The sequence below is a fragment of the Quatrionicoccus australiensis genome, from assembly GCF_020510525.1.
Taxonomy (GTDB): Bacteria; Pseudomonadota; Gammaproteobacteria; order Burkholderiales; family Rhodocyclaceae; genus Azonexus; species Azonexus australiensis_B.
The window spans coordinates 3351344-3367889 of sequence record NZ_CP075188.1; the positions used below are offsets into that span (position 1 = coordinate 3351344).

13 protein-coding genes are annotated in these 16546 nt (G+C 52.3%); 8 read left to right on the forward strand and 5 right to left on the reverse strand.

Going from position 1 to position 16546, the window contains the following annotated elements:
• Window positions 1-29 precede the first annotated feature (29 nt).
• The 4 genes from KI612_RS16015 to KI612_RS16030 are packed head-to-tail and all read left to right on the forward strand — an operon-like array spanning window position 30 to window position 4611.
• Window positions 30-590, forward strand: a complete 561-nt coding sequence (locus KI612_RS16015; RefSeq protein WP_226441065.1) for a hypothetical protein — start codon at window positions 30-32, stop codon at window positions 588-590.
• A gap of 6 nt (window positions 591-596) precedes the next feature.
• Entirely contained in the window at window positions 597-2213 is a 1617-nt protein-coding gene (locus KI612_RS16020) for a hypothetical protein (protein WP_226441066.1), read from the forward strand.
• A 17-nt stretch (window positions 2214-2230) separates the two neighbouring features.
• Complete coding sequence (locus KI612_RS16025; protein ID WP_226441067.1) at window positions 2231-3079, forward strand: hypothetical protein; 849 nt, start codon at window positions 2231-2233, stop codon at window positions 3077-3079.
• 2 nt (window positions 3080-3081) lie between these two features.
• Window positions 3082-4611 carry an AAA family ATPase gene (locus KI612_RS16030; protein ID WP_226441068.1) on the forward strand — a complete coding sequence of 510 codons (1530 nt, stop codon included), beginning with the start codon at window positions 3082-3084 and terminating at the stop codon, window positions 4609-4611.
• 79 nt (window positions 4612-4690) lie between these two features.
• On the opposite strand, the gene KI612_RS16035 is transcribed toward KI612_RS16030, so the two are convergent.
• Window positions 4691-6328 carry an SAM-dependent methyltransferase gene (locus tag KI612_RS16035; RefSeq protein WP_226441069.1) on the reverse strand — a complete coding sequence of 546 codons (1638 nt, stop codon included), beginning with the start codon at window positions 6326-6328 and terminating at the stop codon, window positions 4691-4693.
• A 122-nt stretch (window positions 6329-6450) separates the two neighbouring features.
• Between KI612_RS16035 and KI612_RS16040 the strand changes: the two genes are divergently transcribed.
• Window positions 6451-7218 carry a hypothetical protein gene (locus tag KI612_RS16040; protein WP_226441070.1) on the forward strand — a complete coding sequence of 256 codons (768 nt, stop codon included), beginning with the start codon at window positions 6451-6453 and terminating at the stop codon, window positions 7216-7218.
• An 872-nt stretch (window positions 7219-8090) separates the two neighbouring features.
• Here the strand turns inward: KI612_RS16040 and KI612_RS16045 are convergent.
• From KI612_RS16045 to KI612_RS16055, 3 genes are read right to left on the reverse strand one after another with little or no spacing between them, the layout of a single operon-like run.
• Entirely contained in the window at window positions 8091-10514 is a 2424-nt protein-coding gene (locus tag KI612_RS16045) for a response regulator (RefSeq protein WP_226441071.1), read from the reverse strand.
• A complete protein-coding gene (locus KI612_RS16050) occupies window positions 10511-12643 on the reverse strand; it encodes an ATP-binding protein (RefSeq protein ID WP_226441072.1) in 2133 nt (710 codons plus the stop codon). The genes KI612_RS16045 and KI612_RS16050 overlap by 4 nt, the downstream gene beginning before the upstream one ends.
• 25 nt (window positions 12644-12668) lie before the next feature.
• Window positions 12669-13631: a phosphate/phosphite/phosphonate ABC transporter substrate-binding protein gene (locus KI612_RS16055; RefSeq protein WP_226441073.1), complete on the reverse strand. Its 963-nt coding sequence runs from the start codon at window positions 13629-13631 to the stop codon at window positions 12669-12671.
• Window positions 13632-13857: 226 nt separating this feature from the next.
• Here KI612_RS16055 and KI612_RS16060 point away from each other — a divergent pair, with 226 nt between their 5' ends.
• From KI612_RS16060 to KI612_RS16070, 3 genes are all read left to right on the forward strand, one after another.
• Window positions 13858-14268, forward strand: coding sequence for a bacteriohemerythrin (locus KI612_RS16060; protein WP_226441074.1), 411 nt, complete (start codon window positions 13858-13860; stop codon window positions 14266-14268).
• Window positions 14269-14471: 203 nt separating this feature from the next.
• On the forward strand, window positions 14472-15086 hold the full coding sequence (locus KI612_RS16065) for a tyrosine-type recombinase/integrase (protein ID WP_226441075.1): 615 nt from the start codon (window positions 14472-14474) through the stop codon (window positions 15084-15086).
• 237 nt (window positions 15087-15323) lie between these two features.
• Window positions 15324-15731 (forward strand): bacteriohemerythrin, encoded by a 408-nt coding sequence (locus KI612_RS16070; RefSeq protein ID WP_226441076.1) that lies wholly within the window; start codon window positions 15324-15326, stop codon window positions 15729-15731.
• A 238-nt stretch (window positions 15732-15969) separates the two neighbouring features.
• Here KI612_RS16070 and KI612_RS16075 read toward each other — a convergent pair whose 3' ends face one another.
• Window positions 15970-16290 carry a glycosyltransferase gene (locus KI612_RS16075; protein WP_404818060.1) on the reverse strand — a complete coding sequence of 107 codons (321 nt, stop codon included), beginning with the start codon at window positions 16288-16290 and terminating at the stop codon, window positions 15970-15972.
• Window positions 16291-16546 lie beyond the last annotated feature (256 nt).

Below are 16546 nucleotides of genomic sequence, written 5' to 3' on the forward strand. Positions count from 1 at the left end.
CCCCATTCGAAGCCGAGAGAGGTATTAGCATGCCTTTGTCTTGGGAGGCAATTTCGGCCATATCCACGGCTGGCGCGGTTTTTGTATCACTCTCTCTTGCATGCCGCGAAATACTGATTCGTAGACAAACCGAAACCCGGAAGTCTGCTTTGGCTCAAGCAGCGATCAAAGGCGACTTGGAAAACATCCTTCCACTAATTAGCCAAGTCTATGGCTTGATGCGCGCTTCGACGCAGCAACTCAGTTCGGATGACGAGCTGACCAAGGTTAAAGAAAAAATTCAAGAAAATGGTCTGATGATGCAAACCCCATCAATGGACAAAACCATTGATTGCATGATGTCGCTGCCCAAGCCACAACAAGAGGCTGCATTCGGCATCTGGGCAACCATCCCTTCACTATCCCGCCGCTGCGCTAATGCAGATAGAAAGCATATCGGATCAGCAATGTTTAATTACCGAGATGCTACGCCGGAAAGCATGCGAGATATTGCAAAAATTGTCCGTCATGCCGCCATATTTCTAGGCAGAGATCACCCTCTGATGCACGGAGTGGCAGCCCTAGCCGATTTTCCGAAAAATAAAGAGTGAAATCCCATGATTGAAACCCAAGCAAACGAACTCAAAAACCGCTCAGAAATGATGAACATGCTTGCACTTCGAATCGAAGAAGATGCTGGCAACCCGGAGACAAGTGCGGATATTGTCGAAGGGGTATTGGAGATCGACACGGCAAGTGAAAACCGCCAAAAGGCGCGTGAAACCGTTCTATCCTTCGTCCAATCCTATCGTCACAAGCCAGAGGGGACTCTAGATGCAGCTTGGCTTGATGGTGAGTTTTCCAAGTATCCAACCATATGGGAAGACGCAGACGAACGCAAAAATACGGCGCTAATTGTTGTTGAGCGTGTGCAGAGATTTGAGGAAGAAAAACAGAAGCTCGCCGAATACCGCGAGCGAGGACTATCGCGTGAAAGTTATCTCAAATCCGCCATAGAAAGTGGTGCGAAGGCTCAGGGGGTGAATAATGTAGGAAGCTACGCCGCCGAAATCGACCACACTTTAGATCAGGCGAATAAGGACAACATTGACCTGATGTATCGAAGGGATGGCGGGATCAACCAGTCATGGCATCTTGATGGCTTCATTGCCGAGCAACACCACGCGGAAAGCTTCAATATAGAAGCAGCGGCACAGGGAAGCCCTTACCGCGCGGAAGTACTTAAGCCCGCCCCTGGTCAAACCTACGGTAAGAATTCGGTTGATATTGTTATCCGCGATGGCAACGGCAAGATCGTCAAGCGCTACCAGTCAAAATACGGGACTGATGCGGAATCCACCAAAGAGCTTTTTGAAAAGGGTGACTATCGGGGTCAGAGAAAGCTGGTTCCCGAAGGGCAAGGAAAAGACATCAAGAACAGCACAGAAGTCATCGAGCACGAAGGCGTCAAGTCCAAGCCTTTATCCAAAGAGGATGCCAAGGAACGTCAGCGGAAAATCCAAGAAGAACGGGAAGCCAAGCAATACGAGTGGAACGACGTCAACAGCAAGGCTATTGCCAAGAACATCGGTCAGAAGGCCGGTGTCGCCGCCATGTTGGCAGTTGGCTTCCAAGGCGCGCGCGTTCTTGGTCGTCGTATCTGGAACAGCATGACCGGACAGGCTAACAGCAGCATTGAGGAAGATGCCGCTGAGTTTGCCGAAAGCGCCCTAAAGTCGGGAGCAAGTGCTGGACTCACCGTAGCTGTAACCGGTGGCCTTGTTGTAGTTTGCAGAAGTGGCTGGTTAGGGGCTGTTCTTAGGCGCACACCTGCAGGCCAAATTGCTAATGCAGTATGTATTGGGATCGAAAACGTCAAAGTACTTGCTGACTTTGCGTCTGGAAAAATCACAGGGGAAGAAGCCTTAGATCGAGCTGGCGATGCCACCTGCAGTTTGGTTGGCTCCTTGGCGCTTGGGGTTGAGGGTGCGACCTTGGGTGCAAGCATTGGCTCTGCACTAGGACCAATCGGAACTTTTGTTGGCGGCATTGCCGGGGGACTGGTTGGTGGGATTGCGGGAAGCACTGTCGGTCGTGCCGTTTGGGAGGGAGGCAAGACCATCGCTAAAACCGTAGCGAATAGTGTTAAATCCGCAGCATCCAGCCTATGGGAAGGAACAAAAAGCGTGGCCAGCAGTGTAGGGAATTTTATCGGTAGTGTTTTCAGTTGGTAATTGGTGGGGTATAAAAAATGACCAAAGCTATAAAATTTAATCTGATCCTCGATGGCAAGCCGGTTCGTAATTTAGATGAGCTTCGAGACAACTTCAATATTGAGGATATTCTTGCCTCTTATCGTAATGGCTTACTGAGTCGCTGGCTTGAAACGCGTGGCCTGACTGGAGAAATTTCCGAACTCGAAAAAATACCGGATGACGACATAGAGGCTGCTAAGGCGTTGTGCCACATTTTTCATGGCAAACCCACAAATAAACAGATTGAAGCAGCTGCCTACCCATTCGCATTTCGGCAAAAAGAAGTAGAGCGGCTCGAGCGTTACGAAAGTCTAGAAACAAAGAAAAATGAAATAATCCGCGCATACCACGGGAATTACACAAAACTTCTTTCGAGCATTGAAGAGCGAAGCGCGGACTACCCATTTATAAAATCAGCCGTTGCTGAGATATTCACACGATATTTTGAACTTTACATGCTTGATTCACGAGCTTTCTACGAGCGATTTATCGACAAGCAGCCTCTAGTTATTTTGGCAATTCTGGCGAACACCGATATGCGGCCTCACATTGCGAAAGAACTTTCGACAGTTAAGCAAGACATGGCTGCCATTGTATGGCCGAACCCCGACCTACCTCACATCCAAAGCTTTGCTGGCGAAACCGAGGGTTATTGGAAAGACCTAAAACCAAAGGGAACGCGCTATCTTGTCATTCAGATGGCAAATGGAAACCTCATACGCAACTGCGGAATAAACGGTGAGGAATTAAAAGTGGATGACGTCAACGGCAAGTTTCCTATCCTCGATGGAATTGACTACAAGAGCAATAGCTCGGTTGATAAACTCGTATATATGGAAGTCTGACGATGAGCAGGGAAGACAATCCACAATTTGCCACAAAGCTGGCCGCATATGTTGCCGCCTTGCGCCCAATTATTTACATAAATCACTTTGATTCCCATGCAGTGGATGCTCTTATTGCGAGCATTGCAGAAAAAGACACAAAAATTTATGAATACAACGAAGCTGGGCATCACGTTGATTTTCGGCACAAAATTCCAGCGGGGTCACTGCCCGGAAGCGATAACCTGAATAGCTTTCTCTCCACCTTCGACGACAACGAACCGAAGAATGCTTTTTTGGTGCTAAAAGATGTGCATCGTCAGCTCCGCCCTGAAAGCGCCGATGCCGCCATTATCGCGAGATTAAAATCAATTGCAGATCGCACGATGTTTCGTGAGGGCGTCTATGTCACGGTCTTTCTGGTTTGTTCAGAACTCGTTATTCCATCTGAACTGGAGAAAATGGTTACTGTTTTCGACATTCCCTTACCAGGTGCCCGCGAAATCGAGAACATTATTCGAGATTACGCCGATGGATTTCAAATTCCTATTGCTCCCGAAGACATCAATGAACTTTGTGTATCTTTTAAAGGACTGAGCGATTTCGAAATTCGGCAAATCCTAAATCTCGCTTATCAGCGTTCAGGACTAATCGCAGCAGCGGACAAAAAATTGATTCTTGAGGAGAAGGAACAGATCATCAAGAAAACGGGCATCCTCGAAATTTTGTCTTTCGACTCCACCCTGAGCGATGTTGGCGGCTTGGATAATCTAAAGAAATATCTTCAAGATAAATCTCATATCTTCACCCACTTGGGTGAAGCGCGTCGATTTGGCATTGATCTACCCAAAGGGCTCCTCATCGTCGGCATGCCGGGTTGTGGCAAAAGTCTAACCGCCAAAGCCACGGCTAGTCAGTTCAATGTGCCGCTATTGCGTCTGGACGTTGGCAAGCTGATGGGGAAATACGTTGGCGAGAGCGAAAACAATATGCGCCGCGCTATCAAGACTGCCGAAGCTGTCTCCCCCTGCGTGCTATGGATTGATGAACTGGAAAAAGCTTTCTCTGGCCTCAGCGGACATGGCGGGGGTAGCGACGTGACTACACGGCTGTTCGGACAATTCTTAACTTGGCTTCAGGAAAAGGAAAGTTCTGTTTATGTGGTAGCCACATCAAACGATATTTCGGCCCTACCGCCTGAATTCTTGCGCAAGGGTCGCTTTGACGAACTCTTTTTAGTCGACCTTCCTTCGCCAGAAGAAAGACGGCGTATTTTTGAGATACACCTAAAAAAGCGTGGAAAACTTGGCGATCAGGTCGATGTGCTCAAACTCCTCAAAGATACCGAGGGTTACAGCGGCGCCGACATCGAATCGCTGGTAAAGGATACGGTTGAAGTCGCTTTTATTTCGGATGATAAAACCGTAACCACTGACAAACTCAAAGCAGCAATCAAAACCACCAAATCCATTTCGGTTACATTGAAGGACAAGATTGCGCAATTGAAGACGATCTATGAAAAATATGATTTTCAGAAAGCAAGTCGCGACTGACCAAATCGGGCGTACTGCTACAAATCCACGAAATCAGCGCGGTTAAGAAAACGGGAGGTTGCCCTCCCGTTTTTCATTTTCAGCATGCAACTGCTTCCTGCTGCCCGGCGATCTTGTGCAGCGGTTGCTGCACAAAGCTCAGGCTGGCATCCCGCAACTTCAAGAAGTAGTCAGCAAAGAACGGCGCCAACGCATCGGGGTTGGTTCCGTTTGCCCAGAAATCGACGAACGCCTGATGGGGATTGACGCCGCCCCCCTGATACTGCACCGCCTTCTTTCGGGCATCCTGAATCAGGTTTTTCGTCAGGACAAACGAAGCCTGATTAGTCCGGTTCATCGGAGCCAAGCGCTGATTGTTCATAATCGTGTCGTAGATGCAGCTATCCACGAAATCCTGATCTTCAAAATCAGCTTGGCGCGCCAGCGGTGAAAAATTGCCGAATACGAAATGCGTCCCAAAGTGCCGCTTGAAGCAGTTGATATACGAATACAACCCCAACTGGTGATAACAAACCGGGATGGAACTGGCTGTGTTTGAGCAGGACAAGGCACCCTTCGCGATGACAAAGTTCGCATCGCGGAAGTTGTATTGATAAATCCCGATGTCGGACACCTGATCCATCCCCTTCTTCGGCGGATATTTACGAATGAACTCATCGGTTGTCTTGATAGCGTTCAGGATCAGGCGCTTTCCTGTATCCATCATCGAGCCACGCTGCTCGTAGATGTCGAAGGCGAATTCGCCGATGTCGGCGAAAGTCATGCTGCCAGGAACATAAAGCGCAGCCACTACCGGAAACGGGGTTTTGCCCAGCGAAGGCTCAAAATCAGCACTGGACACGACAACCCCTTTCAGCAACTTGTAGTTGTCTGCCAGCGGTTTAAGCTGCTCGAAATTCGCTGGCTTGGACAAGAAGCTCAGCGGGTGCAGCATACAAATAGCCTTGGGTTTCAGCTTGGCCGCAGCCAGCAGGAACGAAAGCCCCAAGTCCTTTGTCGCAACGCTAGGATCGGCCTCGTTCATCATCTCGCAGCCAGATGCACCACTGAACGGTGGATTGCCGACCATGACCAAATCGGCAGTTTCCTCGATGCCGTAGGCGGAGCGAGACACGCTTTTCAGGCTGTTCCCACAATGCACGTTGACATAGCCCATGTCGCCAAGTGCTGCGACGATCTTGGTATCCACGTCAGCCGCAACAACGGTGTATTCGTCGAATGCTGCCAAGATGCCACCCAGCCCAGCAGAGCTATCGAAGACAACAGGATCATTCATCGCATCAAGCGAGGATTGCAGCATTTCCTTGATCAGTTCAGCAAGGAGCGGCGGGGTATAGAACGCCCCCAGTTCGCCGCGCAGCCCTTTGTGCTGCTGCCGGCACCATTGGTAGCGAACGATGTTGCGAATCGCCTCAGGCGTGGAAACGTGAAACTTGCTGACCACTTCCGCCATCAGGAAATCGGCACATTCCTTGGACATCGGCAGAGGAAATGCCTCACCGGTGCCTGCGGCAAAAACGATGCCGTCCTCAGTCTGTTCAACCGGAGTCCGGTGCAGATGTAAAATCACGCGCAGACCGGTAGTCGCATCCGGGCAGGACTTGTGGTTCAGCTTCCGCATCACCGCTTGCAGGTTGTCGATCAGTGGCAAGGTCTTCTTGACCGCTTCCTTGATGACAGTCAGTTGGTTACCGGCAGATTGGTTCAGGTCTTTCATTTGCAGCTCCTTATTTACCCCTCGGAGACATCCCCGAGAACGTGGAGCTACTGTAGAAAATGGGCCAGTCCTGCTCTACGATAGTCGGAGAAGTGCGAATATTCGCACTCGCCAACAGATGATTGACAGGTGAAATCGTTTTTGATATGTCGCGCAAAAAATTAACTCAAACACTCGATCCACTTAACCCATGGCAGATGCAAAGCCTTGCCGCAGTGGCCTCTTATCTAGGTCACAAAGACACTTACAAACTGCAATGTGCAATCATTCAAGCCAGACAAGGCGAGCCTGTCACATCCGACGACGAAAGGGTTAAAACGCTAGCCAAGGCACCATGGCAGCCCCAAGGGCGCTCGTTTTCTATCGATGGCACTGAATTTTACAAAGCCATCGGCATTGACCCCTCGATAGCAACCTGGCTAGCTCACTTCCAGAAACCGCCAGTAAAACCCAAAGATGTAGAGTTAAATGAACTCAAAAAAGAATGGAATGATTTGGTTAGCAAGGAATACGGCCGACCAAATCTTGCCAGAATGCGTGCAGTGCACGAACGGAGAAAAGCACTGCTTGGCCACCGTCCTGTATCCGGAATATTCAAAGGAGAGTTGTTCAATTTCGTTTCGACGATGAGTCACACGGACCCACGGCATCGGTTTCCTTGCGCAATTCTTCCGAACGGATACCCGGCAGCCATCGAAATCGCCTTGGATTACTGCGATCAGGAATTCGAGATTAGGCACCTGACTTTCGTTGAATTTTCTGAGCACCTGCTCAACGCCAGCACGGCAGAAGCCCTTGCCCTCGACAAAGCAGAGAAAGATAAGGAGTGCCAAGAAATCTTGGATGTAGTGGCGCCATCGAATATCGCCTCCCAAGGATTGAGGGCTTGAAATTACGGCTTGGAATCGAAGCAGTACTCGCTCTTTCGCTTCAAACCACTTAAAAACCGCCCTATCAGAAAGAAATCTCACCGTCAATCATTTGCCAGCGAGTGCGAATATACGCACTCGTTTCAGGATGGGGGATAGAAAACGGCGAAATTTTTACTGTGGCACCTAAGCACTCGGGGATGTCTCCCACCAAGCTGAGTACATGGTTGAACGCCGAAACATGATGCAGGCTTGGGCAAACCACCTCGACAAGTTGGAGAAAGGCGCAGAGATCATTTCGTTTCAAGCTGCCTAGCCTAGCCCCATCACCAATAAACAGAGGAAACACGAGGACACCCACGTCAATACATGATCCAGGGAGAAAAGGTCTCCGTCCAACGAAAGAAGCATTCATCTGGTGATTTTTTACAGCCAGTTCACATGCTCTGAAGAACAGACCACCTTTCACTCTGGAGACTGATCATGAATACCGCCTTTTCCCCGATTGCCAATCGCCACAACCCGAAAGCAGCCTACACCAAGATTCATGAGTGGGTGCTACGAGAAGGCCCGGGCAGTTTCATTGGCTGATTGGCGTAGCTCAATATCACCTTGGCCAAACCAAGACATTGAGCAGGTAATCTGCCACTGATTTCCCGTGCCAAACAGGAGGGCATTGGCTGCCCTCCTTGTTCATTTGACAGTCCGAGTATCGGCCAAAACGGTCATTGACCGGTTGCCCATTGTCGGGCAGCAATGACTCGGTAAGCCGCCAGTCATCTGAAAAATCCTCGAAGGTCAGTTTCCAATTCTGGCGAACTCACACACCCGACCCACTGTAGACGGTCGATCAGTCGGATGTTTGGTGGGAGGTAACCGAAGAGGTCCGTCGTTCAGTTAGCACGCTTCTCCAACCACGCCAGCAAAGTCTCGTACAGTTTGTCCGGATCGACAGGCTTGGCGATGTGGTCGTTCATGCCGGCATCAAGGCAGACTTGGCGATTCTCGTCAAAGGCATTTGCGGTCATCGCCAGAATTGGTGTTTGCGCGTAGGCGGGGAGCGCCCGGATCGCCAAGGTTGATTCGACACCGTTCAAGTGAGGCATCTGCATGTCCATCAGGATCAGGGCGTAGTTAGTTTGTTTGGCCAATTCAATAGCTTGCTGTCCGCTCTCGGCCAGATCGACCAGAAGGCCGGCGTCTTCAAGCAGGACACGCGAAACCTCCTGATTTATCGGCTCGTCTTCGGCTACCAGAATGCGGGTTCCGGCGTATTCGCCGAGCAGGCGTTCAGCGGCAGTCTTTCGGTTAAAAGTCGGCGCTGGCGGGATGGCATCTGTGGCTTTGCCGAGCCGCACGGTGAACCAGAACGTGCTGCCCCGGCCATATTCGCTTGTTACTCCGATCTCGCCCCCCATCAGTTGTACCAAGCGCTTGGTAATGGCGAGCCCCAGGCCCGTGCCACCATACTTGCGACTCATCGACCCGTCGGCCTGTTCGAAAGCGCTGAACAGGCGGCTTTGATCTTCCGGGGCAATGCCAATACCGGTATCGCTGACCCGAAAGCGAATCAAAACAGCATCTGGAAACGTCTCAACCAACTCGACTGAAGTCGTAACACGGCCTTCATCAGTAAATTTCACGGCATTGCCAAACAGATTGAGAAGCACCTGCCCCAGCCGTAACGGATCCCCCCGCACTGGCAAGTCGGCAATGCTTATGCTGCGGTCGACCTCGAAAACAAGCCCCTTTTCAACTGCCTTCGGAGAAATAAGGTTCTGGGCGTTGTCCAGCACCTCTCCCAGCCGGAAATCGACCATCTCCAGGGTCAGCCGTTCGGCCTCGATTTTCGAGATATCGAGGATGTCATTGATGATCGCCAGCAGTTGATGTGATGAGCGGTCGACCTTGCCGAGCATATCCTTGACGCGTTCATCGGTGCTTCGACGCGCCGCCAACCCGGTCAAGCCGATGATGCCGTTGAGCGGCGTGCGCAGTTCATGACTCATTGTGGCGAGGAAAGTCGTCTTCGCCCGGCTGGCCGCTTCGGCCGCCTCCTTGGCAATCGACAGATCCAGCGTGCGCGCCTGGACCATCGCTTCGAGGTGGGTCCGATGATTGGCCAGTTCCGCCTCGATCTGCTTGCGCTCGGTCACATCGGTGATGAATCCATGCCACAGCGTTCCACCATCGGCTTCCCGTTCCGGCAAGGCGTCACCAAACAGCCAGCGCACAGTTCCATCCTCGAAGCGAACCCGATACTCGTGGCGCCAAGGCGTCAGTGATTCAGCCGAATGCTGGATGGAGGCAACGATAGCCGCGTAGTCATCCGGATGCAGGATGGCATAGACAGCCGATGCATCATCGACCACGCTTTCCGGACTGACTCGGTAAATTTGCCGGATCGCCTCGCTGGCAAAGGGAAAGCAGGACGTGCCATCAGGACGCAAGCGGTATTGATAGACTACGCCGGGAACCCGGCTGGCAATCTTTCGGAGGCGGTCGAGCAACTCGTCCTTGGCCAGCTCAAGCTGCTTGCGCTGGGTGATATCGGTCTTGACCGCAACATAATTCGTGATGTTGCCCGCCGGATTCTTGACCGGTGCAATCTGTGCCTCTTCCCAATATAACTCACCATTCTTGCGCTTGTTGAGCAATTCCCCCTTCCAGGGTTCGCCTGCGCTCAGGGTGCTCCAGAATTTCTCGTAGGTTGCCTTGCCTGTCTTGCCTGACTGCAGGATACGGGGATTCTGACCCGTAACCTCGGCTGAACTGTAACCGGTCACTTCAGTAAAGCGCGGATTGACATACTGGATGCTGGCTTCAAGGTCGGTGATCACCACCGAGGCTGGGCTTTGCTCGACTGCCGTGGACAGATTACGCAAGGTTTCGAGCTGGCTGGCCAGCTGATCACGCTGCATTAACACTTGCTTACGCAAGATTTCCCGATCGAGCAGATTCCGGATGCGTTGACGGGCGATGCCCACGTTAAGCGGTTTAGCCAGAAAATCAGCGGCCCCCAATGCCAGTCCACGCGACTCGGATTCGGTATCCGACAGCGCGGTAATGAAAATAACGGGGGTCAGCTTCAGTTGTTCATCCGCCTTCAGACGCCTGCAGACTTCAAAGCCATCCATCTCCGGCATCATGACATCGAGCAGGATCAGATCGGGCCGGATCGTCGCAGCCAGTTCCAGTCCATGCACCCCGGACGTGCTGATACGCAGATCGAATTCGCTGGCCAGCGCCGAGCCCAGCGTCAGCAGGTTGGCCGGGGTATCGTCTATTGCCAGAATGACCGGCTTGGCTTCGCTCATTCCTTATTCCTCCATCCGTTTGCAATGGCCACCTTGCGCAAGCCGACCAGGGCTGCGTCAAACCTGAATGCGTTGACCAGGCCGGAGAGCTCCTGGATTTCCCCTGCCGCCGGGTGTCCTTTCAGCATGATCTGCAGCTCGCGGAAACGTCCGATCGCATCAAACTTGTTCTCCCTGAGCAATCCATCGATTTCGCTGATCAGCGCATCGAGACCGACAGTATCGATCCGGCACGGCTCACCGGACGAGTCTTCAGCGATGCCGGCAATCCCATCTGAATGCGGCTGCAAACGCTGCATCAGGATGCTACGCAGCGCCTTGAGCACGACCGGTTTTGCCAGGAAATCGTCCATGCCCGCATCCAGACAATGCTGGCGGTCGTCTTCGAACGCATCGGCGGTCAAGGCAATGATCGGCAGGCGTGAACGTCCTTCTGCAGCTTCGCGCTGACGGATCACCCGGGTCGCGTCAAATCCGTCCATGACCGGCATTTGAATATCCATCAGCACCAGGTCGGGACGCTCCCCGGCAAAGACCATATCGACAGCCTGCTGGCCGTTCTCGGCAAAGCTGACAGTCAAACCGAATTTTTCGAGCATCCGTACTATGACGTAACGGTTGGTCTGATTGTCCTCGGCAACCAGAACACTGCCGTGCAGCGCGGTTATTTCACCGTCAGAGGCATTTGCCGGACTTGCCTGACGCGGTGTTCGACGGGTGTCAGCATGGGCATCGAGAAGACAGGCCTGAATCCGGAACCAGAACCTTGAACCGCTTCCCGGTACGCTTTCGACGCCAACTTCTCCGCCCATCGCGGTCGCAAGGCTGCGGATGATCGATAGGCCCAGACCGGTGCCACCATACTGTCGCGTCGTCGAACTATCAAGCTGAGAAAAAGGCTGAAACAGCCTGTGGCGTCGGTCTTCGGGAATACCGATGCCGGAATCGGCAACCGTAAATTCCAACACTGCTGCGGCAGCATCGCACTGAACGACACGTCCCTCGATGCGCACCCAGCCTGTTTCGGTAAACTTGATCGCGTTGCTGATCAGATTGCCCAGCATCTGCCGTATCCGCAACGGGTCGGCTAGGTATCGACTGCTGCCCTGCCCGTGCCATTCTTGCGCAATGCTCAGCCCTTTCTTCTCTGCTGCTTCGGAGAACAGGGCCACCACTTCTTGAAGCAATTGTTGCGGATCGAAGGCAATGCTTTCCAGTTTCAACTCGCCCGCCTCGACCTTGGAGAGATCGAGAATATCGTTCAGCAAGCCGAGCAGCATCTGCCCGGAATTGAGGATGATGCGTGCGAAATCTTCCCGCTCGTGTTCTTTCAGGCCTGGTGACAGGAGCAACTGGGCCATGCCCAGAATTCCGTTCATCGGTGTGCGGATTTCGTGCGACATCGTGGCAAGAAACAGGGATTTCGCCTGGTTGGCAGACTCGGCTGCCTCACGCGCCGCAATCAGCAACTGCTCCTTGGCCAAAATTTCCTGGCGCATCTGGTTGAGGGCCTCGGCCAGTTGCCCCAGTTCATCACGGCTTCGATCAGGCACGGCAAAAGCCAGATTCCCTTTGCCGAACTCGCGCGCCGCATTGACCAGCACGCGGGTACGACGTCCGACAATCAGGTCAAGAGACAGAGCGATTAACAGCGCCGACAGGAGAAAGCCGGCAGTGAGCAATCCGACAATGATCAGGGTCTGACGCCGGATCGAAGCATGCAAGCCATCCGTATCGAGCACCAGATGGAGGACACCAACGGTTGCGTTGCGCAACACGACGGCATGCTCGATGTGCTCACGGGCATGCTCTTCCGCTTTCGTCGCAACCTGCTCCAGCGGATAAAGCAGTAGCCCCTCCGAATCATGCAGCGTTAACGACAGCCATTCGGGCTGGCGCGCCATTGTTGCATCCAGCGTTTCGTAAACCGCGGCCAGCTGGTTTTGCAACATGAATGGAGTGATGGCGTCGCCGACCGTCACCAGATGATCGAAATTGGCATTGCGTTCGCGCTGGATCTCGCTGGCGAGATAACGCGGTTGCCAATAGCCGAGCACGGCGAGGTCGCCGACCAGGCTGGAAAACACCAGGACCAGGATGACCTTGAATCGGAGTGACAGATTGGACATCGATCAGCGCCAGTGAGACGTACGCTCAGTCACCACCCTTGACGTAATATTTTTCCAGTCCCATCTGACGAATGACCTTGTAGTCATCGAATGACGCCGCAACCGCCTGCCGCATTGGAATCTGTGCCAGCATTGCGGCCCCTTCGGGCGTTGCCGCCATGTCAAGAAACGCTTTGCGGACCGCTTCGCTATCTGCGGTCGGCACTCGGGGGTGTGCCATCACCGGATGCGGCTCGGTGCGGCGTGTCTCGAATATGATCCGCAGTTTGTCCTGCACCGCCTGAGGTTGCTGCTTCAAGGTAGCCATGATCCCACCGGCAGCATCGGCCTTGCCCAGTGCCACATTGAGATAGGCTGAAGTATGGGTCTGTGCCCATAACGGCTGGAATTTGACCTTCTGGCGATCCAGCTCGGCGCGGGTCATCAGCGAGGCGCCAAAGGCATTCGGGGCGGGAAAGGCAATAGTCTTGCCATTGAGATCGCGCACCTCATTAATCGTTCCCTCCTTACTGGCGACCAGAATTCCGAAGAGTTGCTCGGCGCCATCACGCACAATCGGCTCATATTTTTGCGCACCGTGGGCCACGACCGCATGGTAAGGATTCATGTAAGCGAAATCATATCGACCGGCCTGAAACTCCGCCTCAAATTCGGGGATACGGGGCGAACCCACCATCAAGAACTTGAACCCCGTCCTTTTCTCCAATTCGGTCAGGATTGGCGACCAGACCGCCGAGAGCTTCCGGGGTTCGAACTGGGGAACCACGCCGAATTTATAAACAGTTTCGGCCAATGAAACAGCAGGAATAGCCAAAGCCAACGCAACACAAGCCAGAAAATGGTGGAATCGACAGGTTTTCATAATGCTTTCGCTCGAAGCCGCCCATGAGTGGATACAATATCCCAGAATTATATAGATCTCTGTCACTTGCCCGTACTGCTGCTCTCGAAGCCCTCCAGACTTTTGAAGGGCGGCTTCGTAGAACAAGCGACTGGCAGGTCCTGGCCGACTTGAGCCGGACAGACTACCTGACGGCGGACATTCGCTGCGACAGAAACTTCAGGGAAGCCAGAGGGGGGGGCTGCAGCGTCCCCTAAGCGGATATGATGGGTTGCCTCTGACTCAATTTTGATCTGAGCATGGTCTTTCCAAACCAACTTGGTATGGCTAACATCTTAAGTTCTGGCAACCCTCGAAAGATGTCTGACCAACAATGGATCAACTGCTTTTTGTTGAATGGCAACCAAGCTATAGCGTTGGAAACCAAGTGCTGGATGACCAGCATAAGAATCTGTTAAGCCTATGCAAAAAGGCTATCCTGTGTATGTCAGAAAATAGCCCCGAAAACGTTGAACTATTTCATGACATTCTCGGTGAATTATCTAATTACGTCAGAACACATTTCAACACCGAAGAAGCTCTGATGAAGGCAGGTGGCTATCCACTATTAGCCCAGCACCAAAGGGAGCATGATAAATATCATGACCAATTGACTGACTTCTTGATCATGGCGAGCCGGGGTGATATCAACAGAAATGGTCTGCACCACTATTTGTCTCGCTGGTGGTCTGACCATATCTTGTGTTCAGATATGCAATATGTTGAGTTCATCAAAGGTCATTGAATCCACAAATTGCATTGATTCAGCCACCTGCCCTTCAGAAGGTGGCGATTGGAAGGTCAGCATTGGCATACGACCTGACTGGTGCCGATCCCATACTGAAATTCTGCTCATGGCCGAGAGCCCGCGTAGGCCATCCTTGCCCACAGCAGCCATTCCCGGCCAGACCGAACATATGACTCCGATCAACAACCAAGGAGTCAAAGATGGAAACCATCAACAAACGCGAAACCTGGAACAAGGGCAAGCTCGTCGGCCAGAAGCCACCGCTAAAGCCCAAGGACATCTGGGCCATCCGTATCTACCTCCAGAATGCCCATGCGGTCCGCGACCTCGCCATGTTCAATCTGGCCATCGACAGCAAACTGCGGGGCTGTGACCTCGTCAGTCTGCGGGTGCGAGACATCACCCACGGAAACCAGGTGCTTTCCCGCGCCATGGTGATCCAGAGGAAAACGCAGCGGCCAGTGCAGTTTGAACTGACGGAACCGACGAGGGTGGCAGTGTCTGCCTGGCTGGAAAAATCTCACCTGCGAAGCGATCAGTTTCTGTTCCCGAGCAGGGTGGCGAGGTCACCCCATGTCTCGACACGCCAATATGCGCGGATCGTACATCACTGGGCCGAATCTGCCGGGCTGGATTCGTCGGCCTATGGGACGCATTCCATGCGGAGAACCAAGGCAACGCTGATCTACAAGCGCACGAAGAATCTGCGGGCCGTTCAGTTGCTACTTGGTCATTCCAAGCTGGAAAGCACCGTACGCTACCTCGGCATTGAGGTGGACGATGCGCTGGAGATTTCGGAGCAGACTGAAATCTAGCCAGCACCTTGCAGCTGCACGGGTGCACAACCCGTGTGGCCGCTTTCTGGCATCATGTTGTATTCGTGCATTCGGCCCAATAGCCGACTTCAGCCGAGACGATGTCATGTGGCGTGCGAATGATTTATCTCGCCATTTAAACGATAGTTTCACAATGTGAAACATTGACGTGGCTCAACGTCGCCGCCTAGCACTAAGGTTATATTCAAATCGTTTTTGACAAATCATCTAGTCGTTATGACCAATTTATCTGCATGGAAGCCAGAGTATAGTGTTGGCAACAAAACATTAGACATACAGCATAAAAAATTGTTGGAGCTATGCCAACGAGTGTCCTCCTATGATTGTGATGGGAGTAAAGCCAGCATTGAATCATTTCATGTCATCTTAAATGACTTAGCATTCTACGCAAGCAAGCATTTTGAAACAGAAGAACAGGTTCTAATGCAAATTGGCTACCCTAAGCTGTCAGCCCAAAAGGATCAACACGATGGTTATAGTGAAACATTGGTTGAGTTTCTGATAGCGGCAATAGGTGGCACTATCGACAAGCTTTCATTACAAAATTACTTAGAAAAATGGTGGATAAGTCACATTCTTGAGTCCGACATGGAATACAAAGAACTATTGGAACGCAGCCCTTGATGGGTTTTTACCAAGCAAACGGAAGTTTTTTGTGTCTCACCAATTGGACTTTTGTTTAATTACTTTGAAGTCCGCCTTGGGCAAATACCGGACACCGACTTTGTCATCGTCATCAGACCGCTGAGGGTCGAATGTGTGAATTCGCAGGATAGAGAAGCTGCCGTTCCCAACGCGTCAGGGCTGATGGCTGCTAACCGACGAATTGCTGACCGACAACACCGATGTGGCCAATGACTGCTCAGGCCGAATCTCTATCCGGGTTGGTATCAAATGTAATTCGCCAGGGTGCTTCGGCATGTACGAGTTTTGTTCTGTCTCGCCGACGAAGGAGTCGCTTATACAAGGCCTCGATGTCTTGCACGTGGGTGTAGATATCGGGAATGTCACCATCCTGGCTGAAAACGTAGCCACGGCTACCCAACTTGGCCGCCAGTTCAGGGGCATCGACAAAGCGTTGCATCTGCTCCGCCAATGCAGCGAATGAGCGATGCTCGAACAAGAGGCCGTTGACCTCGTGATGGACATACTCTGCCATCCCTCCCGTGTTGGCGGTGATCACCGGTACGCGAGCCTGCTGAGCCTCATGGATGACCAACGGTGAGTTCTCTAGCCCCGTCGGAAATCACTTTGTTCAGTTCGCCCATTGATCTGAATTTTTTGGCACTGAGTAGCAGATAGCTCCAAAAGCTGCGGCTCAAGAAGCGCAGGAGCCTCGGTACGGTTCGCATCTGCATCGAAGATCTGAAAACGAACTCCATCTGGAACCCCGACCAGAAACGTAATGTCATCCCTAGCCGCCAATTGGATTAGATCGG

What these genes read in the sequence shown, in the direction of transcription:
- KI612_RS16015 (WP_226441065.1), top strand. Translation starts at nt 30, where the DNA reads ATGCCTTTGTCTTGGGAGGCAATTTCGGCCATATCCACGGCTGGCGCG.
- KI612_RS16020 (WP_226441066.1), top strand. Translation starts at nt 597, where the DNA reads ATGATTGAAACCCAAGCAAACGAACTCAAAAACCGCTCAGAAATGATG.
- KI612_RS16025 (WP_226441067.1), top strand. Translation starts at nt 2,231, where the DNA reads ATGACCAAAGCTATAAAATTTAATCTGATCCTCGATGGCAAGCCGGTT.
- KI612_RS16030 (WP_226441068.1), top strand. Translation starts at nt 3,082, where the DNA reads ATGAGCAGGGAAGACAATCCACAATTTGCCACAAAGCTGGCCGCATAT.
- KI612_RS16035 (WP_226441069.1), bottom strand. Translation starts at nt 6,328, where the DNA reads ATGAAAGACCTGAACCAATCTGCCGGTAACCAACTGACTGTCATCAAG.
- KI612_RS16045 (WP_226441071.1), bottom strand. Translation starts at nt 10,514, where the DNA reads ATGAGCGAAGCCAAGCCGGTCATTCTGGCAATAGACGATACCCCGGCC.
- KI612_RS16050 (WP_226441072.1), bottom strand. Translation starts at nt 12,643, where the DNA reads ATGTCCAATCTGTCACTCCGATTCAAGGTCATCCTGGTCCTGGTGTTT.
- KI612_RS16060 (WP_226441074.1), top strand. Translation starts at nt 13,858, where the DNA reads ATGGATCAACTGCTTTTTGTTGAATGGCAACCAAGCTATAGCGTTGGA.
- KI612_RS16065 (WP_226441075.1), top strand. Translation starts at nt 14,472, where the DNA reads ATGGAAACCATCAACAAACGCGAAACCTGGAACAAGGGCAAGCTCGTC.
- KI612_RS16070 (WP_226441076.1), top strand. Translation starts at nt 15,324, where the DNA reads ATGACCAATTTATCTGCATGGAAGCCAGAGTATAGTGTTGGCAACAAA.